Annotated in this window: 24 protein-coding genes and 1 pseudogene; 12 read left to right on the top strand and 13 right to left on the bottom strand. The window is 64.6% G+C overall.

All coding sequences use genetic code 11. The annotated features are described in order from the left end of the window. Positions 1-61: 61 nt before the first annotated feature. The 7 genes from QOU61_RS09700 to QOU61_RS09730 all read right to left on the bottom strand — a co-directional run bounded on the left by QOU61_RS09700 (position 62) and on the right by QOU61_RS09730 (position 8,148). Complete coding sequence (locus QOU61_RS09700) at positions 62-1,150, bottom strand: arginase family protein (protein WP_289657887.1); 1,089 nt, start codon at positions 1,148-1,150, stop codon at positions 62-64. 1 nt (position 1,151) lies between these two features. Further along, entirely contained in the window at positions 1,152-2,183 is a 1,032-nt protein-coding gene (locus QOU61_RS09705; RefSeq protein ID WP_289657888.1) for an ABC transporter ATP-binding protein, read from the bottom strand. Continuing rightward, positions 2,180-3,178, bottom strand: coding sequence for an ABC transporter ATP-binding protein (locus QOU61_RS09710; RefSeq protein WP_289657889.1), 999 nt, complete (start codon positions 3,176-3,178; stop codon positions 2,180-2,182). Before QOU61_RS09710 ends, QOU61_RS09705 begins: the two co-directional genes overlap by 4 nt. Further along, positions 3,175-4,065: an ABC transporter permease gene (locus tag QOU61_RS09715; protein WP_289657890.1), complete on the bottom strand. Its 891-nt coding sequence runs from the start codon at positions 4,063-4,065 to the stop codon at positions 3,175-3,177. The genes QOU61_RS09710 and QOU61_RS09715 overlap by 4 nt, the downstream gene beginning before the upstream one ends. Beyond that, positions 4,058-5,035 (bottom strand): ABC transporter permease, encoded by a 978-nt coding sequence (locus QOU61_RS09720; RefSeq protein WP_289657891.1) that lies wholly within the window; start codon positions 5,033-5,035, stop codon positions 4,058-4,060. Before QOU61_RS09720 ends, QOU61_RS09715 begins: the two co-directional genes overlap by 8 nt. An 86-nt stretch (positions 5,036-5,121) precedes the next feature. Continuing rightward, the gene (locus tag QOU61_RS09725; RefSeq protein ID WP_289657892.1) at positions 5,122-6,843 is read right to left on the bottom strand and encodes an ABC transporter substrate-binding protein; all 1,722 of its coding nucleotides are present in this window, start codon (positions 6,841-6,843) and stop codon (positions 5,122-5,124) included. A 66-nt stretch (positions 6,844-6,909) separates the two neighbouring features. Then, positions 6,910-8,148 carry a M20/M25/M40 family metallo-hydrolase gene (locus QOU61_RS09730; RefSeq protein ID WP_289657894.1) on the bottom strand — a complete coding sequence of 413 codons (1,239 nt, stop codon included), beginning with the start codon at positions 8,146-8,148 and terminating at the stop codon, positions 6,910-6,912. Positions 8,149-8,375: 227 nt separating this feature from the next. On the opposite strand from QOU61_RS09730, the gene QOU61_RS09735 reads away from it, so the two are divergent. The 5 genes and pseudogenes from QOU61_RS09735 to QOU61_RS09755 all read left to right on the top strand — a co-directional run. After that, entirely contained in the window at positions 8,376-9,383 is a 1,008-nt protein-coding gene (locus QOU61_RS09735) for a dimethylarginine dimethylaminohydrolase family protein (RefSeq protein ID WP_289657895.1), read from the top strand. A 49-nt stretch (positions 9,384-9,432) separates the two neighbouring features. Next, positions 9,433-10,548: a M42 family metallopeptidase gene (locus tag QOU61_RS09740; protein WP_289657896.1), complete on the top strand. Its 1,116-nt coding sequence runs from the start codon at positions 9,433-9,435 to the stop codon at positions 10,546-10,548. Positions 10,549-10,682: 134 nt separating this feature from the next. Beyond that, the gene (locus QOU61_RS09745; protein ID WP_289657897.1) at positions 10,683-11,303 is read left to right on the top strand and encodes a cupin domain-containing protein; all 621 of its coding nucleotides are present in this window, start codon (positions 10,683-10,685) and stop codon (positions 11,301-11,303) included. A gap of 97 nt (positions 11,304-11,400) precedes the next feature. Next, a complete protein-coding gene (locus tag QOU61_RS09750; protein WP_289657899.1) occupies positions 11,401-11,544 on the top strand; it encodes a hypothetical protein in 144 nt (47 codons plus the stop codon). An 18-nt stretch (positions 11,545-11,562) separates the two neighbouring features. Further along, positions 11,563-11,721 (top strand): annotated as a pseudogene (locus QOU61_RS09755) (PQQ-dependent sugar dehydrogenase); the annotation flags it as partial. A 52-nt stretch (positions 11,722-11,773) separates the two neighbouring features. Here the strand turns inward: QOU61_RS09755 and QOU61_RS09760 are convergent. Together QOU61_RS09760 and QOU61_RS09765 are read right to left on the bottom strand one after the other, a co-directional pair. Then, positions 11,774-12,244, bottom strand: a complete 471-nt coding sequence (locus QOU61_RS09760) for an NUDIX hydrolase (protein WP_289657901.1) — start codon at positions 12,242-12,244, stop codon at positions 11,774-11,776. 49 nt (positions 12,245-12,293) lie between these two features. Then, positions 12,294-13,070 (bottom strand): cyclase family protein, encoded by a 777-nt coding sequence (locus QOU61_RS09765; protein WP_289657903.1) that lies wholly within the window; start codon positions 13,068-13,070, stop codon positions 12,294-12,296. 164 nt (positions 13,071-13,234) lie between these two features. Here QOU61_RS09765 and QOU61_RS09770 point away from each other — a divergent pair, with 164 nt between their 5' ends. After that, the gene (locus tag QOU61_RS09770) at positions 13,235-13,657 is read left to right on the top strand and encodes a DOPA 4,5-dioxygenase family protein (RefSeq protein ID WP_289657904.1); all 423 of its coding nucleotides are present in this window, start codon (positions 13,235-13,237) and stop codon (positions 13,655-13,657) included. A 309-nt stretch (positions 13,658-13,966) separates the two neighbouring features. Here QOU61_RS09770 and QOU61_RS09775 read toward each other — a convergent pair whose 3' ends face one another. Beyond that, positions 13,967-15,625, bottom strand: a complete 1,659-nt coding sequence (locus tag QOU61_RS09775; RefSeq protein ID WP_289657905.1) for a porin — start codon at positions 15,623-15,625, stop codon at positions 13,967-13,969. Between the two features lie 203 nt (positions 15,626-15,828). Here QOU61_RS09775 and QOU61_RS09780 point away from each other — a divergent pair, with 203 nt between their 5' ends. The 4 genes from QOU61_RS09780 to hemC all read left to right on the top strand — a co-directional run bounded on the left by QOU61_RS09780 (position 15,829) and on the right by hemC (position 20,564). After that, positions 15,829-16,419, top strand: coding sequence for a MarR family winged helix-turn-helix transcriptional regulator (locus tag QOU61_RS09780; protein WP_289657907.1), 591 nt, complete (start codon positions 15,829-15,831; stop codon positions 16,417-16,419). A 215-nt stretch (positions 16,420-16,634) separates the two neighbouring features. Continuing rightward, the gene (locus QOU61_RS09785; protein WP_289657909.1) at positions 16,635-17,807 is read left to right on the top strand and encodes an alpha/beta hydrolase family protein; all 1,173 of its coding nucleotides are present in this window, start codon (positions 16,635-16,637) and stop codon (positions 17,805-17,807) included. A gap of 143 nt (positions 17,808-17,950) precedes the next feature. Then, complete coding sequence (locus QOU61_RS09790) at positions 17,951-19,567, top strand: GMC family oxidoreductase (RefSeq protein WP_289657912.1); 1,617 nt, start codon at positions 17,951-17,953, stop codon at positions 19,565-19,567. Positions 19,568-19,622: 55 nt separating this feature from the next. Then, complete coding sequence (hemC, locus tag QOU61_RS09795; RefSeq protein ID WP_289661422.1) at positions 19,623-20,564, top strand: hydroxymethylbilane synthase; 942 nt, start codon at positions 19,623-19,625, stop codon at positions 20,562-20,564. Here the strand turns inward: hemC and hemE are convergent. Further along, the gene (gene hemE, locus QOU61_RS09800) at positions 20,561-21,610 is read right to left on the bottom strand and encodes a uroporphyrinogen decarboxylase (RefSeq protein WP_502876909.1); all 1,050 of its coding nucleotides are present in this window, start codon (positions 21,608-21,610) and stop codon (positions 20,561-20,563) included. The two genes, hemC and hemE, sit on opposite strands and share 4 nt — an antisense overlap. Before the next feature lie 109 nt (positions 21,611-21,719). Between hemE and QOU61_RS09805 the strand changes: the two genes are divergently transcribed. Further along, the gene (locus QOU61_RS09805) at positions 21,720-21,968 is read left to right on the top strand and encodes a hypothetical protein (protein WP_289657914.1); all 249 of its coding nucleotides are present in this window, start codon (positions 21,720-21,722) and stop codon (positions 21,966-21,968) included. 180 nt (positions 21,969-22,148) lie between these two features. On the opposite strand, the gene QOU61_RS09810 is transcribed toward QOU61_RS09805, so the two are convergent. Both QOU61_RS09810 and trhO read right to left on the bottom strand, forming a co-directional pair. After that, positions 22,149-22,361, bottom strand: coding sequence for a SlyX family protein (locus QOU61_RS09810; protein ID WP_289657916.1), 213 nt, complete (start codon positions 22,359-22,361; stop codon positions 22,149-22,151). Continuing rightward, on the bottom strand, positions 22,354-23,106 hold the full coding sequence (gene trhO, locus QOU61_RS09815) for an oxygen-dependent tRNA uridine(34) hydroxylase TrhO (protein ID WP_289657918.1): 753 nt from the start codon (positions 23,104-23,106) through the stop codon (positions 22,354-22,356). The genes QOU61_RS09810 and trhO overlap by 8 nt, the downstream gene beginning before the upstream one ends. A gap of 172 nt (positions 23,107-23,278) precedes the next feature. Here trhO and ggt point away from each other — a divergent pair, with 172 nt between their 5' ends. After that, positions 23,279-24,865: a gamma-glutamyltransferase gene (gene ggt / locus QOU61_RS09820; protein WP_289657920.1), complete on the top strand. Its 1,587-nt coding sequence runs from the start codon at positions 23,279-23,281 to the stop codon at positions 24,863-24,865. Positions 24,866-24,968: the final 103 nt, after the last annotated feature.

Genomic DNA, 24,968 nt, shown 5'->3' on the forward strand with positions numbered 1-24,968 from the left:
CTTCCTCGCAGGTCAACCAGTCGTGAGGATGAAGGTTCCGAGCGAGCGCAACCAGGCTCTCTCACGCGGTCTTCGGCGATTGGCGAAGCCCGTCGCCCTTGATGCGTCGCTTGGCGAGCCCCGCAAGAAGATAGGTGATCACATAGACGATCACCCGGTAGATGATCGGCGATCCCGGCGGGATGCAGATGAACGACAGCCCGCTCAGGCCACGCAGCCCAAGCTCGTGCGCGATCCGGATGACCTCGTAGTCGCTCATGCCGATCGGTTCGGCGAGCTCGCCGAGGATGTCGCCGCCGGTCGGGCCGGCGCCGCCCAGCACGTCCATGTCGAAATGCGCGTAGAGGTCGCTGGTGCCGTCATAGGCGCGGTCGAGCAGCTTGCAGAGGCCCTCGATGCCGAGTTCGGACCGCACCTTCCACATCGGCACGAAATGCGCGCCTTCCCTCACGAAGCGCCGCACCACGTTCTTGTCCTCGAGCATGCCGCGCTCGCCGATCTCGACGAGATGGGGGATGCTGAGGTTGGAATGCCACTCATAGAGCTTGTGCTTCCAGCTTGCCGCGCCCGCAATCAGAGGGTCCATGGAGGCGCGGTCGAGCGGGGCGGCGTCCCAATGGGTGTCGAGGCTGACCACGCCGACCTTGCCGGCGGCGCGCTCGGCGATCGCCTTGGCGATGGCATAGGAGCCGCAGGGCGAATTCTGGCCGATCACGATCGGGACGGCGCCGGCATCGAGCACTTCGCCGACCTTCTTCTCCACGGCCGCCTGCGCAGCCAGGATGTTGGCGGGCGTTGCCACAATGCTCGCCTCGGCCGGGATGTCGGCGTCGCCATAGTCGACGATCTTGAGGACCTCGGTCAGGTCGATGTCGAAGTCCTGTACATAGGTACCGTAGCGGATCGACTGTTGCCGGACGCGCTTCGGCCCCGCCAGCCATTGCGACTTGTCGACGCCGGCATATTGGGTTCCCCAGCCGGCGGCGAAAGGCGCGCCGATGATCGCGACATCGACACCCTTGAGGTCGGCGGGTGAATGTGCCTGCGGCACGCCGAGGAAGGTCGGCATGTCCTCGGCCAGCCGCGGGTAGAATTTGTGGCGCACGAAATGCGAGTTGCGGAATTCGTCCCATTCGGGATAGCCGGACATTTTATTTCTCCGTGATTGCGGCGCCTTTGCCGAGTTCTTCCACCCGGTGGCACGCGACCTCGACGTCGCCGATCCGTCGCGGCAACGGCACGGCGCTGCGGCAGGTTGCGACGGTGTGGATGCAGCGCGGCGCAAAATTGCACTGCGGACCGTCACCGACCACGCCGGCTGCGTTCATCAGCTGCGCCGGCAGCTCGGCAGGCGGGACCCGCGCATCGGGCACCGGCACGGCCGCCATCAGCTGCTGGGTGTAGGGGTGTCGCGGATGGTCGAGGATCGGAACCGCGGGGCCGAACTCCGCGACCTTGCCGCGGTAGAGGATCATCAGGTCGTCGCAGATCTGGCCGATCAGCGAAAGGTCGTGGGTGATGAAGACCAGCGCCATGCCGAGCCGCTCGATCAGCGAGCGCAACAGCCGCAGGATGCCGGCCCGCACGGACACGTCGAGCATGGACACCGGCTCGTCGGCGACCAGCACCGACGGGCCGAGCACGATAGCGCGCGCAATGGCGACGCGCTGGCGCTGGCCGCCGGAGAGCTCATGCGGGTATTTGTCAAGAAAGGCCGCGCCCGGTCGCAGCTCGGAGCGCTCCAGCGCCTCGATCACGCGCTGCGTGCGTTCGTGTCGCGGATGACGGTGGATGATCAGCGGTTCCTCGACCGTCTGGCGGATGGTGAAGCGGGGGTTCAGCGAGGCGTAGGGGTCCTGGAACACCATCTGCACCTGGCCGTGGAAGGCGCGCTTGTCGGTGCGGGAGAAGCCCGCGAGGTCGCGGCCTTCGAACAGCATCCGCCCCGAGGTCGGCGCCTCCAGTCCGACCAGCACATTGGCGAGCGTCGACTTGCCGCTGCCGCTTTCGCCGACCAGGCCCAAAACCCGGCCGCGCGCGAGGCGGAACGAGATGTCGTCGAGCGCGCGCACCTGGCTCGAGGCCTTCGCGCCGGGAATCAATTCGCCCATGCCGCGATGGCTGCGGTAGGTCTTGCAGACCTGCGCGAATTCGATCACCGGCATGCCGTTCGCCTCGCTCATTCCGGTCGTGCCCAGGTAGCGGGGTTGGCGGCGCGGACGCGAAACTCGGCGGCCTGTTCCGCGAAGTGGCATGCGACCTGGCGACCGGCGATCGGCCGCAACGGCGGCGCCTCATTCCGGCATCGATCCTGCGCGAACGGGCAGCGGGCTGCGAACAGGCAGGCATCGATGGGCCGATCGAGCGCGGGCGGGGCGCCTGGAATGTTGATCAGCGCGCGCCTGGAATCGCGCATGTCCGGAAAGGCCTGCTTGAGGCCGATGGTGTAGGGGTGCAGCGGCTCCTCGAGCACGTCGACGGTGGATCCCTTTTCGACGATGCGGCCGCCATACATCACCGCGACGCTGCTGCAGAGCTCGGCGATCACGGCGATGTCGTGGCTGATGAAGATCACGCCGGTGCCGTGCTGGATACGGATGCGCCGCAACAGATCGAGCACCTGGCGCTGCACGATGACGTCGAGGCCGGTGGTCGGCTCGTCTGCGATCAATAGCGGCGGCTCGAACAGGAGCGACAGCGCGATGATGACGCGCTGGCGCATGCCGCCGCTCAATTCGTGCGGAAAGCTTTTCAGCCAGCGGGCGTCGAGACCGACGTCGCGCATCAGCGCTTCCGCGCGCGCGGTGACATCCTTCTCGCCATGGGCCCGGCCGGTTTCCGCGAACTGGTCGAGAATGCGCGCCACCGGATTGAGCGAATCCATCGCGCTCTGCGTGACGTAGGCCATCTCGGTCCAGCGCAATTGCCGAAGCTGTTCGGCATTCGCCTTGAACAGCTCGGTGCCGTCGAGCACGACGGCGCCGCCGGTCACCCGCGCATTGCGCGGCAACAGCGCCAGGATCGCTTTCGCAAGCGTGCTCTTGCCGCATCCGGATTCGCCGACCACGCCGAGCGCTTCACCTGCGCCGAGCGAGAACGACACCTCGCTCAGCGCCTGCACCGACATGTTGCCGGCGCGGTAGGTCACGGTGAGGTCGCGGACGTCGAGCAGGCTCATGGGTTGCGCAGCCGGGGATTGACGATGGTTTCCGCCTCGCGGCCAATCATGAAGGCTGAGGCAACGAGCAGCGCGATGCAGACGCCGGGCGGCACCACCACCCACCAGGACGAGCGGAACGAACCGGTGAGATAGGCCTGATACAGGATCTCGCCCCAGCTCAGCATGTTGGGATCGCCAAAGCCGAGGAAGCTGAGGCTCGCCTCCGCCAGCACCGCCCAGCCGATGCCGAGCGCGACATAGAGCAGCGACATCGGCAGCACGTTCGGCAGGATGTGCACATACATGATGCGCAGGTGGCCCGCGCCCGCGACCTTGGCCGCCTTGATGAAGGGGCGCTCGCGCAGGCTCAGGACCTGGGCGCGGATCACTCGCGCCGTGGTGCGCCACAACAGGCAGGAGATCGTCAGGATGATGTTGGACAGCGAGGGGTGCAGCAGCGCGACCAGCACGACCGAAAAAGGCAGGAACGGAATTCCGAACACCACGTCGGTGATCCGCATCAGCACGGTGTCGATCCAGCCGCCGAAATAGCCGGCGACAAGCCCGATATTGGTGCCGATCGCGGTGATGAAGAAGGCCGAGACGATGCCGACGATCATCGCCACGCGCGTGCCGTAGATCAGCTGGCTCAGCACATCCCGTCCGTAATAGGTGGTGCCGAGCCAGAACCGCGAGGATGGCGGCATGAGCTGGGCCACGCTGTTGTCGGGAAGCCGGTGGATCATCAGCGGATCGTAAGGGGCGATCAGCGGGGCGGCGAGCGCGACAAGCGTGAACACGACGAGGATCAATACGCCCGTCGCCCCGATCCGGGAGGACAGGATGATGAACAGCGGCGCCTGCCAGCCGCGGCGGCGCGGGAGGGCGATAGTCGCGTCAGTCATAATGCACCCGGGGATCGATGAACACGTAGAGCACGTCGATCAGGAGGTTGAGCAGGATGGTGATGACGGCCATCAGGAAGAAGGCGGCTTGCGCCACCGGGTAGTCGCGCTGCGCCACCGAATTGACCATCAGGCTCCCCATGCCGGGCCAGGAGAACAGCACCTCGACCAGCACCTGGCCGCCGAAGGCGAAGGAGACCATGATGGCGAGATAGGTCAGCACCGGGCCGATGGCGTTGCGCCGGGCCATCTTGCGCACCGTCCGTTCGCGCAAGCCACGCGCTCGGGCGAACATGATGAAGTCCTCCTCGATCACCTCCAGCATGCTGGTGCGCATGATCATCAGCGGATCGGACAGGAAGTAGATCACGGACGTGAGCACCGGCAGGAACATGTGCTGCGCCAGATCATAGCCCGGCAGGCTCTGGATCGGCGTTTCCGGGATGAAGGCGGGCGTGCGCAGGCCGCCGATCGGAAACCAGCCGAGCCAGTAGGAGAACACCATCAAGAGCATGATGCCGATCCAGAAGATCGGCAGCGAACGCGGGATCAGCACCAGGAGACTGCCGATCGTCTCGATGCGCTGCCCGCGTTTCCAGCCGAGATAGGCGCCGACCACGACGCCGATCACGGTCGCCAGCACCATGGCGACGCCCATCAGGAGCACGGTGTTCCACAGCATCGGCAGCAGCACGTCGAGCACCGGCCGGCGGTAGTAGAACGACATGCCGAGATTGCCGGTCAGAAGATTGCCGACGTAGTCGAGATACTGCCGGTAGAGCGGGGCATCGAGGCCCCAGGAGTGGCGCAGCGCCGCCAGCGCGTCCGGCGGCAATTCGCCGCTGCCGAGGAAGATGGTGGTGGGATCGCCGGGGATCAGGCGAAACATGCCCCACATGAGCGTCAGCACGGCCAGCAGCGTGACCGCCGTCTGTGCAAGCCTGCCCCCGATGTAGCGCCACAATTTCAAGGAATGTTTCCCGTCGCTAAAACCTTGCCCGCGGATCGGCTGTTCGCAGACCCGCGGGCGGCTTCGAGGCTCAAGAACTCTACGGCCTATCCCTTCGGATAGAGCAGCTCGCCGCTCGAATTCCAGCTATAGCCGGCCTTCTCCAGCGTCTTGCGTGCCGCCTCGATGCTGAAGGTCGGGTTCGGCACATTCGGATTGCTCCAGAACTTGTTGATCGGAATGATCGGCGTGTTGTACGCGACCACCCCGGCCCCACCGAACACAAGGTCAAGCAGCATCTGCCGGTCGGTCGCCTGCTGCAGCGCCAGCCGCAGGTTGGGCTCGTCGAGCGGCGCCATTGTCACGTGCATGCGGATTTCATGCAGCCCGTGGGTCGGCGTCGAGACCACCGTGAGATCTGGATTCTTCGCCAGCATGTCGCCTTGCTTGCGGTCGATGTACCAGCCGAGCAGGTCGGCTTCGCCGCGCTCCATCATGCCCATCTGGTTTTCCAGGTTGGGCACCACGAGCCAGTACACGCCGTCGATCTTCGGCGCCATCCACCAGTCGGGATTGCTCTTGAGGAAGAGATACTCGCCGCGCTTCCACTCGCCGAGCTTGAACGGGCCCGAGCCGACCGCATCATCGTTGGGATAGTCGGCCGGCGTCTTGAGGTTGCCGCTGGAGGCGACCTTCTCCCAGATATGCTTCGGCGCGATGAAGGTGAATCCGAGCACGTTGGCGAGGAACGGCGCGTTGGGCTGCTTGAGATGGAAGCGCAGCGTGCGCGGCGGAATGATCTCGGTGCTCTCGACCGTCGAGGTGACGCGCGCGAAGGACGGGAATTTCCACTGCGCGATGAAGTCGAAGGTGAACTTGGCGTCCTCGATCGTGACCGGCTTGCCGTCATGGAACTTCATGCCGTCGCGGATCACGACGTCGACCGTGGTGGGGTCGACCACCTTGAAGGATTCGGCCGCCCATGGCGTCAGATTCCACTGCTCGTCGCGGATCACGAAGGTCGGATAGATCCAGCGCAGCAGGGTCGAGTTGTAGACTTCGGGCGTCGCGAACGGGTTCAGGGTGTGGATGTCGTAGATCGACGTCGACTTGACCAGCTTGCGGCCCGTCTTCGCCGTCATCTTCAGATAGGTCCAGGGGATATAGGGCATCGCGATGCCGCTGCCGGTCACCGGCACCACGCCTTCGAAGCGCTTGTTGTTGTAGGCCTGGATGTAGTTGCGCGAGAACAGGATCAGCGACGGATTGGCGGCCGCCGCCACCGCCTGCGCCTCGAACACCAGCTCCTGGCGCTTCTTGTCGTCCATCTCCTCGCGCTGCTTGTTATTGACGGCGTCATACTTCGGATCGTTGAACTCGCCGTAATTGATGCCGCCCTTCTGCAGGCGCGAGGAATTATAGAATTCGGTGAGGAAATAGTCGGGGTCGATGCGGTCGGGCGCGCCGCCCCATGACATCGCCGCCAGATGCGGCATCTGATGCTGGCCGATGATCTCCGCCGTCCAGGTGTCGAGCGTGCCCTGCTTGACCTGAACGGAAATGCCGAGCTTCTTCCAGGCGTCGGTGAGCTGGCGCGCGATCTCGATCATGTCGGGCCAGTTCGGGATCCAGAACTGCAGCGGCTCGACCGGCGCGCCGGGCTGCACCGCGGCGCGCGCGGCGTTGGCGCTGGCATCGAGCGCGGTCAGCACGGCCGGCGGAAGCACGGCACCCATTCCCAGCGCGCTCATCATGCGCAGCACGCCGCGCCGGGTCTCCGAGGGGGCGTCGGCTGGATCGGACGGCGGCAGATCGGTCATTTCCGACATGGGGACCTCCTCTTTTGCTGCAACCCGGCAGCACGGCCGAACGCGTCGTTCGGTGCCTTTGCGTTGCTATCTCGACAGATAGTCGTAGGCGGACAGCACGTGGGTCCGCACCACCTGCAGGAAATCGTCCACCGTCACGTGCTCGTCATAGGACGCCATCCCGGTCGGCGGCGGGCCGTAGACATAGGCGGGAATGTTGCGATAGCGCCAGAGACGGGCATCGGTGCCGCCGAGGCTGACGATGGGAGTTGGCGTGAGGCCGGACAATTGCTTGACGTTCTTCTGCAGGATCTCGACCATTTCGCCATAGGGGTCGCAATAGGACGGCGGCGTGAAGTTGATCTCCTCGAACGTCACTTCGGGATAGCGCGCCAGGATCTTGCGCACCTCCTTCATGATCGCTTCCTTCTCGACGCCGAGCGGCAGGCGGATGTCGGCTTCGACCCGGCATTGTCCGGGAATCATGTTGACCTTCAGCCCGCCGGTGACCATGCCGATGTTGAGCGTCACCTTCGGCACGATGTCGGCGGCGCCCTTGCCCATTGCCACGTCGACGGCGGGCGCTGCCAGCGTCACCGCCTGCGCGATGTTGTGCGGCGGGGTGGCGGGAATCTCGGTCAGCGCCTCGAGGTCGGCGATCAATTTTCCGGCGATCTTGGTCGCGCTGTCGGACAGGTGCGTGTAGGCGCCGTGTGCGCCGGGGCTTGCGATATTGAAGGCGACCCAGAACGGCCCCTTCTCGCCGAAGCGGATGGTGTTGGTGCCGCTCGGCTCGCCGTTGAGCAGGCAGTCACCGAGCACTTCCGGGCAATTGTCGACGAGATAGCGCGCGCCCCACGGACCGAAGGTCTCCTCGTCGGACACGCAGGTCAGCGTCAGCCGGCCCTTCAGCTTGTCGCGGATGCGATGCAAATAGCGATAGGTGAAGATCGAAGCCGACGTGCCCGCCTTCATGTCGCAGGCGCCGCGTCCGTAGATCTTGCCGTCGACAAGTTCGCCGCCCCAGGGATCCCTGGTCCAGCCGACCGGATCGACCGGAAACACGTCGATATGGCCGTTGAGCACGAGGTGGCGTCCCGACTGCGGCGCATCGAAGGAGGCGACCAGATTGGGAAACTCTTCCTTCGGCGCGACGGTGCGGAATTCGATGCCTTGCGCGGAAAGGAATTTGCCGACATAGGCGGCCGCATCGCGCGTATCGCCCGGCGGGTTCGGGCTCCTGACGCGAACGAAGCCGCGAAAGAACTCGATGATCTCGTCGCGATCCTGCTCAATTGCCGCGAGCAGAGACTCTCTTACGCTCACTTGCGCGCCCACCTGTGCATTCCACCCTGCGATTATTGTCGTTGCGCCGATCAGCGATCGCACTCAACGCTCCGGCCTTATTGTCAAGGACCTTGACTAAAGGATAAAGCAGCGAAACGATGACCGTCAAGCGATAGTTGCCCGCGCCGATTGCAGCGAGACAATGCTGCGACGATTGTTCGCGGCAGCGAAAACAACAGCACTTCCGTTTTTCGGGAATCGAGAACATGCCGATCATGTCCGCCGACGATCACAGCTACAACCAGCTGATGAAGACTTTTCCGTCGCTACCCGAACCTGCCTTTGAAAGCGCGGAAATGCAGGAACTGGTCTGGCACGGGCAATGGGGTTGCACCAATGACGTGGGACGGCTGCGTGCCGTGCTGATGCACCGCCCGGGCGAGGAAGTGAATCTGGTCAGTGGCGCTGCCTATCTTCCCGAGATCGGCGCGCATGGCGATCCAGCCGCGGGCTGGTACTGGCGGGGTAAGGAGCCGCCGGACCTCGTGGCGATGCAGGCGCAGCACGACGGGCTCGCCGCAGCGCTGCGCAAGGAGGGCGTGAACGTCGTTTATCTCGAGAATGTGCCGCGGCGGCAGCACAAGTCGATTTCGACGCGCGATGCCGTGATCGGCGTCGGCGGCGGCGCGATCGTCTGCCGGCTCGGCACCCGCTATCGCCGTGGCGAGGAGCTCGCCGTTACGCGCGCGCTTGCGAGGCTTGGCGTGCCGATCCTGCGTACCATTCATGGCACCGGCATCGTCGAAGGCGGCAGTTTCGCCTGGCTCAATGCGAGGACCGCGGTGCTGAGCCTGAGCACCCGGGTGAACGCCGAAGGCGCGCGGCAGGTCGAGGAGGTGTTGCGGGTCACCGGCGTCGAGCTGATCCAGGTGCCGCTGACCGGCTATCGCCAGCATATCGACGGTGTCATGACGATGATCGACGTCGACACTGTGCTGCTCAATCCGCTGACCACGCCCTATACGCTGATCGAGCGGCTCAACGCGATGAAGTTTCGGATCATCGAGCTCGATCCTGACGACCATGCCTTCACCATCAACTGCCTTGCGGTCGCGCCCGGCCGCGTCATCATGAGCGAGACCTCGCCGCGCACGCTGGAGCGGCTCGATCGCGCCGGCATCTCGGTGATCCCCGTGCCGTTCGACAAGGTGTATCGCGGCGGCGGCGGTATTCATTGCTCGACCGCGCCACTCGCGCGCGATCCGGCGGGATAAAGTCACAAGCAAGGATTCAAACAAGACGCGACAGAACGGGGAGGACATGGTGAACGACGCGAACGCGCGCGAGCGAATCAAGGCCGGGTTGAAGCGGACGCTGAACGATCTCTCCCGGCTGCATGGCATATCGGGGTTCGAGCAGAGCGTTGTGCGCTACACGCAAACGCGGTTCGGCGAATATGTCGATGACGTCGAGACCGATCGCTATGGCAACATCACGGCCACCAAGCGCGGCCGCGCGACGACAGCGCCGCGACTGATGGTCAGCGCGCATATGGATGAGATCGGCTTCATCGTGAAGGGCATCGAGCCGAACGGATACCTGCGCTTCGACCGGATCGGCGGGGCGGGCGATGCCCTGTTGAGCTGCCGCAAGGTTGACGTCAAAGGCCATTTCGGCCTGATCGGCTCGGTTTCGGGCCATCTCGGTTCGGCCGACCAGCTTTCGCGCGTCACGCCGCTGAAGGAGCTCTACATCGATGTTGGCGCTTGCAGCGCCGAGCAGGTCGCTGCCATGGGGATTGCGATCGGCGATCCCGTCAGCTTCGTCGGCGAACTCGCCGAGTTCTCCGGCGGCGACCGCGTTTGCGGCAAGGGCATGGACGATCGGGCGGGCCTTGCGATCCTGATCCAGGTGCTCTCCGAACTGAAGGGCGAGATGCCGCACGGCAGCGTCCATGCAGTCGCGACCGTGCTCGAGCAGGTCGGCCATCGTGGTGCTGCGATGGCGGCCTATCGGATCAAGCCCGATTATGCGATCGCCATCGACGGCGTGCCGGCCGGCGATACGCCCGATCTGAGCTCGACGAAGGACGTCCCGTGCACGATGGGCAAAGGTGCCGTGGTGCTGCTCGCTACTTCCAGCGGTGACATCAACGTCCGTGGCAACATCGCTCACCCCGCGATGAAGCGCTTCGTGCTGGAGGCGGCTGGCCGCGAGGTCCCCTATCAGTTTGCGACCACAATCGGCCGCGGCAGCACCGAAGCCGGTCTCGTCCACATGAGCCGCGATGGCATCCCGGCGATCAGCATCGGCGTGCCGCGACGCTATTCCTATTCGCCGCACGAGATGATCGACCTCAACGATGCCGCCGCCGCTGTCGACCTGATCGTCCGTTTCGTTCGCGGCATGGAGGGGCACGGCGATCTTGGATTCCTGTGAGGCGGGGCCCGGCCCGCGGGATTGATTTTGCGCCAGGCGCGGCGGTGGATTTACGGTCGCGGCAGGGCGAGGCTATAAATTGCTACTCGCCGGGACATTGTTTCCGGCGCCATTTGTAACCCCTGGGAGAATGCATGCCGCCGAGAAAGTCCCAACCGCGGCGCCGGGAAAAGGCCAAACCCGGCGACAACCTGCTGATCGGGGCGTACCTGAAGCACGCACGGCTGAACCAGCGCCGTAGCCTGCGTCAGCTCTCAGACGAGGTCGGCTGCTCCGAGAGCTTCCTGTCCAAGGTCGAGAACGACAAGCTGCGCCCGTCGCTTGCCATGCTGCACCGGATCGTCAGCGTCCTCGGCGTCAGCATCGGCAAGCTGTTCGTGGCCGGCAACGATGCCGATCCAAGCACGCTCACCGTGGTGCGGGCCAATAACCGACCGATCCTGAAGACCGGACATATGCGCGCCGGAACCGGCATCACGCTGGAGTCGCTGGTTCCAATGTCGACGGCCGTGCTTCTGGAAGCGAACATTCATCGGGTCGCCCCCGGCGGTTCGTCGCGCGGCCTCATTCAGCACCAGGGCGAGGAGATGGGTTTCGTGCTCGAGGGCCGGATCGAGCTCAACGTCCAGGGCAAGAAGGTCACGGTCAACAAGGGAGACACCTTCTTTTTCCAGTCGCACCTCAAGCATGGCTACCGCAACCCCGGAAAGACCGAGGCGCAGATCGTCTGGATCAACACGCCGCAAAGCTTTTGAGGGCGATCGCCCTTTCTCCGCAGCAATTTTTGCGACCGATGCGTGGAACAATCGGCCGGTCACTGAATTGTGACGCTACGGCAGCGGAGGACATCCCATGGCATATGTCGGGCGGCTCGCCATCGTCACGGCAGTGATCCTTCTGCTCGGTAGTGCGATCTGGGCCAATTTCACCAAGGCGCCGATGTCTGAAATGCGCGGTGCCTGGATCAGCCAGGCGATGCGCGGTTCGGTGCATTGAAGTATCGCGTGAGCGCTTAAGCCGAACGGGACCGCGCAGGACGTCGTGACCGGCTTCCTCAACGACGATAATCAGGCGCGCGGTCGCCCGGTCGGCGTCGCCATCGACAAGACCGGCGCGCTCCTGATCGCCGACGATGTCGGCAACACGGTCTGGCGGGTCACTGCGGCGCAATAGCTGCGTCAGGCCCAAGCCTCCGTACAACGCAGTGCATACTTTACGTCAGCCGTCAGGATTCCCGAACAAATGCCTGCAACCGTTCGAGGAACGGCACCTGCGCGGCGTTGATCTTCTGGCGCGCAGCGTCAGGCTGGAACCATTCCGCGCGGTCGATCTCGGGGAACGTCTGGTGTCGTCCGCTGCGCGGCGGCCACTCGATCTCGAACGTGTTGCTCTCGATTTGCCCGGCGTCGACGTCGATTTCGGTGGCGAAGGCGATCACGGTCTTGCCGGCGCGCTGGCGGATCTCGCCGAGCGGGATCAGCGGCCCAGCGAGCGCGACGCCAGTCTCCTCGCAAAATTCGCGCCGCGCCGCCGTCTCGGCGTCCTCGGTGTCGTTGAATTCACCCTTGGGAATGCTCCAGGCCCCGATGTCCTTGTTGCGCCAGAATGGGCCGCCGGGATGGACCAGCAGAACCTCGAGTGTTGCGCCTTGCTTGCGGAAGGCAAGCACGCCCGCGCTTTTCACTGCCTTTGCCATCGCCCGACGCCGCTCGATGCCGCGGGCCGCATTGCCCGATCCGGCTTGCTCACCTGTCGAGGATCGCGACCGCGCGGGTCCAGCCGGCAGATGCGCGCTCGATCTTCACCGGGAAGCAGGCGACCATAAAGCCGGTGGACGGCAATTGCTCGAGGTTGTGAAGCTTCTCCAGATGGCAATAGCCGATATGGCGTCCCGCCTTGTGGCCTTCCCAGATCAGGCTTGCGTCCCTGGTTTCCGCATATTTCTTCGCGGTAAAGACGAACGGCGCGTCCCAGCTCCAGCCGTCTGTGCCGGTCAGGCGGACCCCGCGTTCGAGCAGGTACATGGTAGCTTCATAGCCCATGCCGCAGCCGGAATTGACATAGTCGGGCCGGCCGAATTTGGCGCCGGCCGAGGTATTGACTACGACAATCTCGAGCGGGGCGAGCGAATGCCCGATGCGCTTGAGTTCCGCTTCGACATCGTCTGCGGTCGCCACATAGCCGTCGGGCAGGTGACGGAAGTCGAGCTTGACCGCCGGCTGGAAGCACCATTCCAGCGGCACCTCGTCGATGGTCCAGGATCGCTCGCCGCGGTTCATGGTGGGGTGAAAATGCCAGGGTGCGTCGAGATGCGTGCCGTTGTGGGTCGAGAGATTGACCTGTTCGACCGCCCAGCCCTGGCCGTCGGGCAGGTCTTCGGCCTTCAGTCCGTCGAAGAACTGCAGCATGCGCGGCAGGCCCTGCTGGTGATCGATATACTGGATGGTCGGGTGGTTGCCGGGGGGATCGGCGGGCACATCGTTCTGCAGGGGAACGGAAATGTCGATCAGCCGTCGCGCCATGACGCCCTCCCGGAAAATCTGGCGGAGCAACAATGGCGTCCGGCCGGCCGTCGTTCAAGGCCGTTGTTCAGCGCTGGAGGTCGCCGAGTCGGCCGCTACCCATCCGCTCGATTTGGGCCTATGAATTCATGGTGCGCGATCGACCGGTGAAGGAGCGCAAAGCCATGACCGATGTGCAGCAAGCGGAGCCGCGACCGCTCGCCGAAATCACCAGTTTCCATGCCCACGTCTATTACGATCCTCAGTCAACCCGGCCACAGGCCGAGCGGTTGCGCAGCTGGATCGGCGAGCGATTCCCGGTCACCCTCGGTCGCTGGCATGAGGTGAAGGTCGGGCCGCACGACCAGGCGATGTACCAGGTCGCCTTTGCCAAAGAGGTCTTTGCCGAGCTCGTGCCCTGGCTGATGCTGAACCACGAAGGGCTCAGCATCCTGATCCACCCCAACACGAGCAGTCCACGCCGCGATCATCTCGTCGATCCCATCTGGATCGGAAAGCCGCTTCCTGTGCATGCCGATCAGCTGCCGGAACAAGCCGAGATCGAGCTGGCGCCCGCGCCGAACACCCATCCTTCGCGCCGCGTCTGACCGCGGGACTATCGCATCAAGCCTCCCGAAAAACTGAAAGCCTCCGGCAGGGCATTGCCGGAGGCTTTTGGAGGTCTAGCAAAAGAGGTTTAGCTGCTCCTTTGCCAGCGGCTGGCCAAGAAAACCCGGTCAGCTACGAGAGCTTTATACGCGACCTAAATATCTTTTTCAATTACCTGAGCTACTCAACTAAATAAAAAATCCGCGGCGGTGTGTCGCGACATGAGCGCTGGGTCGGGGCGCTGCCGGCAAAGAAAAACCCCGGCGTTTCCGCCGGGGTTCTCTCAGATCGTGATCGGATGATCAGGATCAGAAGTTGCGCTGAACGCGCAGGTTCAGCGAGGTCGTGCCGTTGCTGCCGTAGGTGTAGTTGGTGGTCGCCAGCGGCAGGGCCGTCGACGGGCTCTGCGCAGTCGCGCCACCCGACATGTTGGTCTTGAGGTAGGCGTACAGCACTTCGGCGCTGAACGTCAGGTTCTTGACCGGGGTCCAGCGGGTGGTGAGACCGATCATCGAGACGGTGAAGCCCGGATCGCAGGACGAGCCCGCCGCCATGTTGGCAGCAGTGCCGCCACCGTTGGTCACGTTGCCCGTACCGCCGATCGCAATGCCAGCCGTCGTGGAGTAGGCGTTGCAATACAGGGTCTTGGCCGTCGAGTTGTAGCTCAGGCCGGCGATGCCGCCGAACAGGCTGCTCGACCAGTAGGGATCCCAGTTGTGGTTGAACGCACCACGGAAGCCCCAGCCGCGGGTCAGCTGCTGCTGCGTCTGCGCGTTGGTCGCGCTGGCACCCGAGTAGATCGAGTCGGTCACGACGCCCATAGCAAGCTTGGTGCCGCTATAGATGTCGAAGGCCGAAGGCGTCGGCGAGCTGGTGGCCAGCACGTATTTCGACGCGCCGAGCGACCAGGTCGCATCCATCTTGATGTCGTCGCCGGCACCGGTCGGGATGTTCTTGATCTGCAACGCAGCCGACACCGCACCGCCCCACTTGTCGTCGGGATGCCCGGTGTTCACGTTGCCAGCCTGCGTGAAGCCGCCGACAGCCGCACCAACAGTGTTGGCCGTGCCGAAGTAGCCTGCGCGATTGTCATGCAGGGCGCCCGAAATCTGGAACAGACCCCAGGCCTGGTCGACGCGGACGTTGCCGACGATGTCAGGAGCAGTCGTGCCGCCGTAGGCACTGCCGACGCCGGTGATGTTCGCGCTTGAGGCGCCACCGAAGCCGATCGAACCACCAGCCGGGCCACCGACCGCATTGATGATCTGGGTGCGGTTGAAGCCGTTGGCACTGGAGTCGTCGATACCCAAGGTCGCCGACACGCCGTTGCCGAACTGCCAGGAGTACTGGATGTTGTTGATGCCGGTGACCGTGTCGAAGCCGCCGATCAGGAACGACGAGTTGTTGCCCGGATAGCCATGCCACGGCGTCGAGAACGCCGAAGCGGACTTACCGAAGGTGAAGCCGGCGAACTGGATGAACACCATTTCCACCGCGGTGTAGCCGTTACCAGCGGTGTCGTTGTTCACCTGGCCCTGCCAGGCGGCCGGATTGACGCTGCCCTGCACGCCGATGCTGCTGCCCGAGCCGAAGGTCGAGAACTGGAAGTCAGCCTGACCGAAGGTGCGGACCACGCCGTACTCGGTCGCGGTGCGGGTGTCGATCGTCAGCGCCAAGCGCGAACGGTCGTTGTAGAAGTTGGCGTAACGGTCGCGGATGCCACCTTCGCCGTTCCAGAACGGGCCGTTATAGATGCCGCCGTTGATCGTCAGGTCGGCGCGCAGATAACCACCCAGCTTGATGCAGGTATCAGTACCCGGAATGTAGAAGAAACCGGCACCGTACAGCGAACAAATCCTCACGTATTCGACCGCTTTGGCCTTCACGGGAAGATCGGCTGCCTGTGCCCCGCCCACGGCGATCAGACCCGCCGCTGAGCCAAGGATGAGGCTCTTAATCGTCTTCATTTAAGTCTCCAAGTTGTGTTGGAAGGCTCTACCCCCCAGAACCCCCGAATTTTCCGCGGGTCATCATGGGCGCCCCGGGAAGACTCCCAGCGCACGAAGACAATGCATTTCGCAAATCACTTCGTAAAACAGTTTATCTACTCATATAACTTGATTGTGGGCCCGTGTGATTTTTGCGCAACATGGGATTTTCAGGACTTGTATTGACCCAATTAATTGATCTAATTATTGAAATTGCGTATAAAAGCGAGGTCGATATGGCCAAGCGGAACGTAACCTCAACGCTGACCGTTCGTGCGATTGACGGTTCTGCCCACAGGGGCGGTGAGATCAATCAGGACGTATTCCGGAGATTTCTCTGGGAAATCACGTCGATCAACGTGCATCTCGACCAGATTCGGGAGTTCTGGGCCAAAAATCTCGGTGTCACCGGCCCGCAATGGATGATTCTGACGGCGGTATCCGATCTCGACCGGGGACACGGCGTGCCGGTCAAGGACGTGTCGGCGATTCTCCGCGTTGACCCGTCCTTTGTGACGACACAGTCGAAAATGCTGGAAAAGATGGGCCTGCTTCGTCGCCTGTCGTCGAACGAGGACGCGAGAGTGGTGCTGATGTCGCTGTCGGAAAAAGCGCGCAAGCACGCTGCGAGCCTTGCTGCGAAGCAGGAACTGTTCAGCAAGTTCGTCTTCTCCGAGTTCAGCGAGGCGGCGGCGCGCGATATTCTCGGCAAGCTGTCGCTGCTGGAGATCAGGCTCGAGAAGGCGGCGCTCAAGCTCAACGCCGACCTGTAGCGAATCGCACGGCGCGCGCACATTTTGCCGCATCGTCATGCGTGAGGTTCACGGGTATCTAGAGTGGACGGGCGGAAGGGCCTGTGCGCTGCCTGGTGTCGCCGTACCACCTTCACGTCCCGCATCGCAGTAACCGGCTCCGACGAGGCGAGCCGGCGTTGTCTGCTGCCGTGTCCGAGCAGATCATGACAGCGCAGGGGTAAAAGAAGAAGAAAATGCAACGAAGGCTGCTGCATCCGCAGGAACCCGCCTGCAGCTTCGAGGGGTGGCCACGATGGCCCGACAACGAGGACTTCTCGCTCGAATTGATGCGCGTGCTTGCCACCGCGACGGAAGGCGCGAGCACCGTTTCGGAATGCTTCTGGGCGGCGCGGCAGATCGACCAGGCGGACCGCACGAGCTGGCACGATGCGTGGACGGCGCTCGCGGCACGGACCAGGCAGCGCGGCGACGCGGCGGCCGCATCGCGCGGCTTCGCCATGGCGACCGGCAACTGGCTGCGCGCCTCGAACTACTACCGGACCGCCGAGACGTTTTTGACCGAAGACGACGAGCGGCGAAAACCAACCATCGATCTGATGCGTGCCTGTTCGCGGCTCTACCTCGAGCACGCGGCTTTGCGCGCGAGTGTCGTGCGCATCGATGACGCCGAAGGCGGGCTGCTCGAAGGCTATTTTCTGCCGGCGCCGCGCATGCGCCGGCCGGGCGCGGTGATCTGCGTCGGCGGCATGCATTCCTTCAAGGAAGACCTGCTGTACACCATGCGCCGTCATGGTGCGGCGAACGAGCTGTCGCTGCTGCTCGTCGACCATCCTGGTTTCGATCCCGTAACGGGGCGCCATCGCGGAAGCCGACGGGCCGAGGCTCACTTTCCGCTCAGCCGCTGGCTGGATTATCTCCTGACGCACGCCGACGTCGATCCGGACCGTATCGCGATCTATGGCGACGGGCTCGGTGCTGCTTGCGCCACCCAAGCGGCCAAGCGCGACGACCGCTTTGCCGCCGCGGTGTGCGACGGCGGAATCTGGGAGGCCAAGGAAAAGGCCTTTGCCGCGCGGCGCCTGTCCCCGAATGCGACAAAGCTTGACAGTCGGCTGGTCGCGCCGAGCCATGCCGATCCGAAGCCGCTTGCTGAGGTGGCGTGGCTCACCCTGATCGGCCACAGCGATTTCGTATCGGTGACGGATGCGGAGGAAATCAGGGCTTCGAACGAGAGGTCGGGCCTGCATCACGATCTGAAGATCTTCACCGACGAGGAGACCGCCTCCGCCCCCGGCCAGGTGGACAACCCCACGCTTGCGAAGGAATTTGCGTTCGACTGGCTGCGGCAAAGGCTCAAGGAAGGCCGGCGCGTTCCGGCCGCCTCCGAGAGCGCTTTCGATTGCTGAAGCTGCGGCTCGGTTTCAGCCGGCAGCTTTGTTGCAACCTCCGCTTTTGGCGCTAGCCAGGCGCAGCCCGCGGTGGTCGCCTTTTGCAATTGACCCTGCCGGAACCCCCCGTTACCTGTTGGCGGGAATTGCGGGGAAACCAATTGAGCGAGAGCAGCGCCGGCACCTCCGAATACGACTACGTCATCATCGGCGCGGGATCGGCCGGCTGCGTGCTTGCCAACCGCCTGACCGCCGACGGCAGGCATTCGGTGCTGCTGCTTGAGGCGGGACCAAAGGACAGCAACATCTGGATCCATGTGCCGCTCGGCTATGGCAGGCTGTTCAAGGAGAAGAGTGTCAACTGGATGTACCAGACCGAGCCGGAGCCCCAACTGCACGGCCGGCAGGTGTTCCAGCCGCGCGGTAAGGTGCTTGGCGGATCGAGCTCGATCAACGGCCTGCTTTACGTGCGCGGTCAGCACGAGGACTATGATCGCTGGCGCCAGCGCGGCAATGCCGGCTGGGGCTATCAGGACGTGCTGCCTTATTTCAAGAAGGCTGAGGACCAGCAGCGCGGCGGTGACGCCTATCACGGCGCGGGCGGGCCGCTGCCGGTGTCCGATTGGCGTCATCATGACCCGCTGTCGGAAGCCTTTGTGCTCGCCGCGGCCGAGGCCGGAATTCCAACCAATCCCGACTTCAACGGCGCGACCCAGGAGGGCGCCGGCTTCTTCCAGACCACGACGCGGCGCGGTCGCCGTGCCTCCACTGCGTTCGCCTATCTGCGGCCGGCGCGGCGGCGCGGCAATCTGCATGTCGAAACCGACGCGCTCGCGCAACGGATCGTGTTCGAGGGCCGCCGCGCCAAGGCGGTCGAGTACCGGCAGGGCGGTCGGCTGCGTACTGCACGCGCCCGCCGCGAAGTTCTGGTGTCGAGCGGCGCCTATAATTCGCCGCAACTGCTGCAGCTCTCCGGCGTCGGCCCGGCGGAGTTGCTGAAACAGCACGGGATCGCGGTCGTGCTCGATGCGCCCGGCGTCGGCAATGATCTGCAGGATCATATGCAGGTGCGCCTGGTGACGCGTTGCGCGCAGCGCGTCACGCTCAACGACGTCGTCAGCCATCCCGTGCGCCGCGTCATGGCGGGCCTGCGGTACGCGGCGCTGCGCAAGGGACCGCTGACGATTGCGGCGGGAACGTCGGGCGCGTTCTTCAAGACCGATCCGCGGCTTGCCACGCCAGACATCCAGATCCATTTCCTGCCGTTCTCGACCGACAAGATGGGCGAGAAGCTGCACCCGTTCTCCGCTTTCACCGCCTCGGTCTGTCAGCTTCGCCCCGAAAGCCGCGGCTCGCTGAAGATCAGGAGCGCCGATCCGACGGTGCCGCCGGAAATCCGCATCAACTATCTCGCGACGGAAACCGACCGCCGCGCCTTCATCGACGGCATCAGGATCCTGCGCAGGGTCCTGGCGGCGCCGGCGCTCAAGGCCTATTGCGTGGACGAGGTCTATCCGGGCGCCAAGGTCGTCAGCGACGAGGACCTGCTGGAGTTCTGTCGCAAGACCGGCAGCACCGTCTATCATCCGACTTCGACCTGCCGGATGGGCAACGATGCGCTTGCCGTCGTCGACCAGCGGCTTAGAGTCCGCGGGATCGATGGCCTGCGCGTGGTGGACGCCTCGATCATGCCGGACCTGATGTCGGGCAACACCAACGCGCCCACGATCATGATCGCCGAAAAGGCCTCCGACATGATTTTGCAGGATGCGCGATGATCTGGAGTGGCGAATAGTGGCGGAGCGCTTGCGGATCGGCACGCGCAAGAGCGCGATGGCATTGGCGCAGACCGGCGAAATCGCGCGGCGGCTGGTTGCGGCCGTGCCCGGCATCGACGTCGAGATCGTCAAGTTCGAAACCACCGGCGATATCGACCAGACCGGCAAGCTCTTGGCGCATGGCGGCAAGGGCGGCGCGTTCGTGGCGCAGATCCGCGAAGCGGTGCTCGCCGGCAGGCTCGAGGCGGCGATGCATTCGTTGAAGGACATGCCAGGCAACGAGGACACGCCGGGCCTCGTGATCGGCGCGACGCTGTCGCGAGATCCGCCCGGTGACGTCTTGGTGCTGCGGCCCGGGCTGTCGCTCGACGAGTTCAGGCGCGCCAAGGGCAGGGGGTTCAAGGTCGGCACCAACGCGGTGCGGCGCGCGGCCTATGCGCGTCGGCTGTTTCCGGAGGTCGAGGTCATTCACTATCGCGGCGCCGCCGACACGCGCGTGCGCAAGCTCGATCATGGCGAGCTGCAGCGGCTCCCCGGCGGCGGCGCCGTGGGGCCTGCGGACGCGCTGATCATGGCGCGCTCGGGGCTGGAGCGCGTCGGCTTGGCCAGCCGCATCGCCTATGAATTCCCCGCGTCTGAAATGCTGCCCGCGGTCGGCCAGGGTATCGTCGCGGTCGAATGCGCTGCGAAGGATTGGCAGGCGCGCAAGACCTTGTCGCTGATCGACGATCCCGACGCGCACGCCTGCGGCGACGCCGAGCGCGAGGTGCTGTGGGTGCTCAACGGCCACTGCAATTCGCCGGTCGCGGGATTTGCCCGCATCGAGGGCGGCGAGATGTCGCTGACAGCTTCGGTGCTGGATGAGGCAGGCCAACGCTTCATCGAGGCGTCGCGAACGGGCCCGGCGAGCCGGCCACGCGAGCTCGGCCGCGCGGTCGGGATGGAGCTGCTCGCCAGGGGCGCAGCCGAGATCATCGAGCGCACGCGGCCCGTCTAATCACCTTTGAAGCTTCTGACACGCGCGATCATCCGCTCAACATGGGCGATCGGGGTTTCCGGCAGGATGCCGTGACCGAGATTGAAGATCAGCCGGCCGTGTCCGTAGTCAGCCAGCACGTCGTCGACGGCGCGCTCGAGCGCGGCGCCGCCCGCAATCAGCGCCAGCGGATCGAGATTGCCTTGTACGGCGACCTTGCTCTGCACGCGCTCGCGGATCAGCGACGGCTCGGCCGACCAGTCGATGCTGACGGCATCGACGCCGGTCGCCTCGACATAGCCGGGCAGCAGCGCGCCGGCGCCGCGGGGAAAGCCGATGATCTTCGCGCCCGCGACCTGCTTCCGCACCCCGGCCACGATGCGCCGGGTCGGCTCGACCGACCAGCGCGCGAATTCGCGTGGGGTCAGCACGCCGGCCCAGGTGTCGAAGATCTGCAAGACGTCCGCGCCCGCCTTCAACTGGCGCACCAGGTATTCAATGGAATTGTCGACCAGCGCATCGATGATTGCTTGGAACGACTCAGGATGCCGATACGCCATGATCCGTGCCGGCGCCTGGTCCGGTGTACCCTGTCCGGCGACCATGTAGGTCGCGACCGTCCATGGCGCCCCGCAGAAGCCGATCAGCGCGGTCCCGGGATCGAGCACATGGCGGACGCGGGACAGCGCCTCGAACACTGGCTCGAGCTTCGCAAAATCGGCGCGTGCGGCGAGCGTGGCCACTTTGTCCGGCGTATCCAAGGGATCGAGCCGCGGGCCTTCGCCAGCCTCGAAACGCACCGCGCGTCCAAGCGCGTAGGGGATCACCAGGATGTCGGAGAAGATGATCGCGGCGTCGAAATTGAAACGACGGATCGGTTGCAGCGTTACCTCGGCGGCAAGCTCCGGCGAAAAGCAGAGGTCGAGAAAGCCGCCGGCCCTGGCGCGCACCTCGCGGTACTCCGGCAGATAGCGGCCGGCCTGCCGCATCATCCAGATCGGCGGCGGCGCTTGCCTGTGGCCAGCGAGCACGTCGAGGAAGGGTTTTGTCGTGGATGTCTGGGTCACGCGCAGATCCTGGAACTCGAGACGATGCGCCCTGATACACCGTCACCGAGGCCGAGCGAAGGGGGAACCGAGCCCGGTTCCGCGGCGTTAGGCTCAATGGAGGATCATCATGGCAGAGAAATTCAACCCGTCGCCCCACGACAAGCATGCTGACGACCCCCACGAGGCCGCTCTCACCGACGCTGAAATGCACGCCCGACTCGAGGCCGGGCTGATCGATACCTTTCCGGCGTCCGATCCGGTCAGCGCAGCGCAGCCTGCGTCGAGCCGGCACGATCGCCCCCCGGCCGTGGCCGAGGAGGGCAATGATCCTCACCACGAGACGCTCTGGGAAAAGGTGAAGGCGGTGTTCCGATAAGCGCATGACGCATGCTGACCCGGAGTTCAATCATGCTGCGAACGATTCCCCGCGCCAGCGGCGGCTCGAAGCATGTCACGCCGGTCGTGTGGTGCTTGATCGTGGCGGTGGCGGTCGCCGTCTTCGTCTGGCTCGTGATGAGCCGGTAGCCGCCTCGGTTGCAGGCGCAAAGCGTGCGGCCTAATAGTGCGGCGGCCGCTCGCTGGGTGGCCGCGCATTCGCCTCGGCTTCGCTCAAGCGCTCGCTCACGGCGGCGATCTGGCGCTTGAGCGCGTCGATCTGCTGCCATTGCTCGGTGATCGTCTGGTTCAGCGTCTCGATGGTGTCGTCCTGATACATCAGGCGGCTTTCCAGTGCGTCGATCCGCTCGCTCAAATGCTTCACCTCACTCATGCGCTTTCTGTCCCTTGTCGCGCTCGCGCAGGCCGTGGCCGAGCGCGACGCGCTCGTCGAACACGAAGCATTCGCCGCGGAAGCTGCTTTGCTGCTCCGGCATCTCCTCCAGATATTTCAGGATGCCACCCTTGAGGTGATAGACCTCGGCAAAGCCGCGCGCGAGCAGATGCGCACTCGCCTTCTCGCAGCGGATGCCGCCGGTGCAGAACATCGCGATCCGGCGATGCCTTGCGGGGTCGAGATGGCGCGCGGCAAAATCCTTGAATTCGCCAAAACTCTTCAGCCCCGGATCGACCGCGCCCTCGAAGGTGCCCATCGCCACCTCGAAGGCGTTGCGGGTGTCGATGACCAGCGTGTCGGGCGATGCGATCAGTGCATTCCACTTGGCCGGCGCGACATAGGTGCCGACCCGTCGGGCCGGATCGGCTGCCGCATCGCCGAGCGTCACGATCTCCTTCTTCAGCCGCACCTTGAACCGCTGGAAAGGCATCCCGGCGCTTTGCGAAAACTTCAGCTCGAGATTGTCGAGCCGGCCCGCGAAGAGGGCACCATGGCGCAACTCCGCGACCCAGGCGTCGATCGCGTCAGGCTCGCCTGCGACCGTGCCGTTGATGCCTTCGGCGGCGAGCAGCACGCTGCCCTTCAGCCCGAGCCGGGCGCCGACCGTGCGCAGGGGCTCGCGCAGCGCGCGAAAATCGTCAAGCACGGCGAACTGATAGAAAGCGGCGACCTTGCAGGGCATGGCCCGCTCTTTATCAGGGGGGAGGCGTGCGGAAAAGCTGGTATACCAGCCATTGCCCTCTGCGGCATGAATATGTCATGTAGCAGCGCCCGTCTTGGCAGACGTGCGGGCACCAAAAGGCCCGACAAGAAGAGCACTTGGTAAGAGAGCACTTGGTAAAAGAGCGATTGGCATGAGGAACTTCCATCTCGCCGGCCGGTCCACGGTCCACACCCAGAACGGCATGATTGCCACCTCGCACCCGCTTGCGGCGCTTGCCGGGGTCGAGGTGCTGAAAGCCGGCGGCACCGCTGCGGACGCGGCGATCGCGGCCTCGGCGCTGCTGGCGGTGATCGAGCCGCAATCGACCGGGATCGGCGGCGACTGCTTCGCGCTGGTCCAGCCGCGGGGCGAGGGCAAGATCACCGCCTATAACGGCTCGGGCCGGGCCCCGATGGCGGCCAGGGCGGAATGGTATCTCGAGCGCAAGATCCACTCCGTGCCGCTGACTTCTGCGCACGCGGTCTCGATCCCCGGCGCGATCGACGCCTGGGACACCATCCTGCGCGATCACGGCAAGTTCGGGCTCGACATGCTGCTGCAGCCCGCGATCAGGGCGGCGGAAGAAGGCTATGTCGTGGCGCCGCGCATCGCCTTCGACTGGAAGAACCAGTTCGAGAAGCTCAAGAAGGGCGTCAACACCGACCGCTACCTGCTGCCGCATGGCAAGCCTGCGGCGGCCGGCGACGTGATCCGCCAGCCGGAGCTGGCGCAGACGCTACGCGCCATCGCCAAGGGCGGCCGCGACGCATTCTATAGCGGGCCGATCGCGGAAGACATGGTCGAGACGCTGCGCAGCATCGGCGGCCTGCACACGCTTGAGGATTTTGCCGCGCATACGACCGAGGTCACCGCGCCGATCGGCACCATCTACAAGGGCTGCGACGTCTGGCAGTGCCCGCCGAACGGTCCGGGCATCACCATGCTGGTGATGCTCAACATTCTGTCGCGCTACGACCTCACCAAATTCGATCCGCTCAGCATCGAGCGTTTCCATCTCGAGGCGGAAGCCGCGCGCATCGCCTACATGATGCGCGAGGAGCATGTCGGCGATCCCGCCCACATGAAGATCGAGGTGGCAAAAATCCTCGCGAAGGAATTCGCCGACGAGCACATCAGCCAGATCCGGATGGATCGGCTGCTCAATCTGCCCAATGTGGCGCCGCCGATGAACCCGTCGACGGTGTACATCACCGTGGTCGACAAGGACCGCAACGTCTGCTCGTTCATCAACTCGATCGCGCACGCCTTCGGCGCGGCGATCGTCTCCAACAAGACCGGCATCCTGTTGCAGAACCGCGCCGGCGGCTTCCGCATCCAGCCCGGTCATCCCAACTGCATCGGCCCGGGCAAGCGGCCGCTGCACACCATCATTCCTGCGCTCGCGACCAAGGGCGGCCGCGCCATCCTGTCGTTCGGGGTGATGGGCGGGCAGTACCAGCCGGTCGGCCAGACCCACGTCCTGACCAATATCCTCGACTATGGCTGCGACGTGCAGGAAGCGATCGATATGCCGCGCGGCCTGCACTATGAGGGCGTCTACCAGCTCGAGGACGGCGTGCCGGCGGCGACCGTCGAGGGCCTGAAGAAGCTTGGTCACAAGACCACGAACCTGGTCTCGCCGCTCGGCGGCGGCCAGGCGATCTGGATCGACTGGGACAAGGGCACGCTGACCGGCGGATCCGATCCTCGCAAGGACGGCTGCGCGCTCGGTTACTGAGCGCTCCGCCTTCGCGGCAGCTTTCCTGATCGAGCGCGCTGCGCTAAACACCTGTTTCGTCTCAACAGGAAAAGGTGGCCGATGCTGCGTGCAAGTCTTTCGT

This window comes from Bradyrhizobium sp. NP1 (assembly GCF_030378205.1).
Lineage (GTDB): Bacteria > Pseudomonadota > Alphaproteobacteria > Rhizobiales > Xanthobacteraceae > Bradyrhizobium.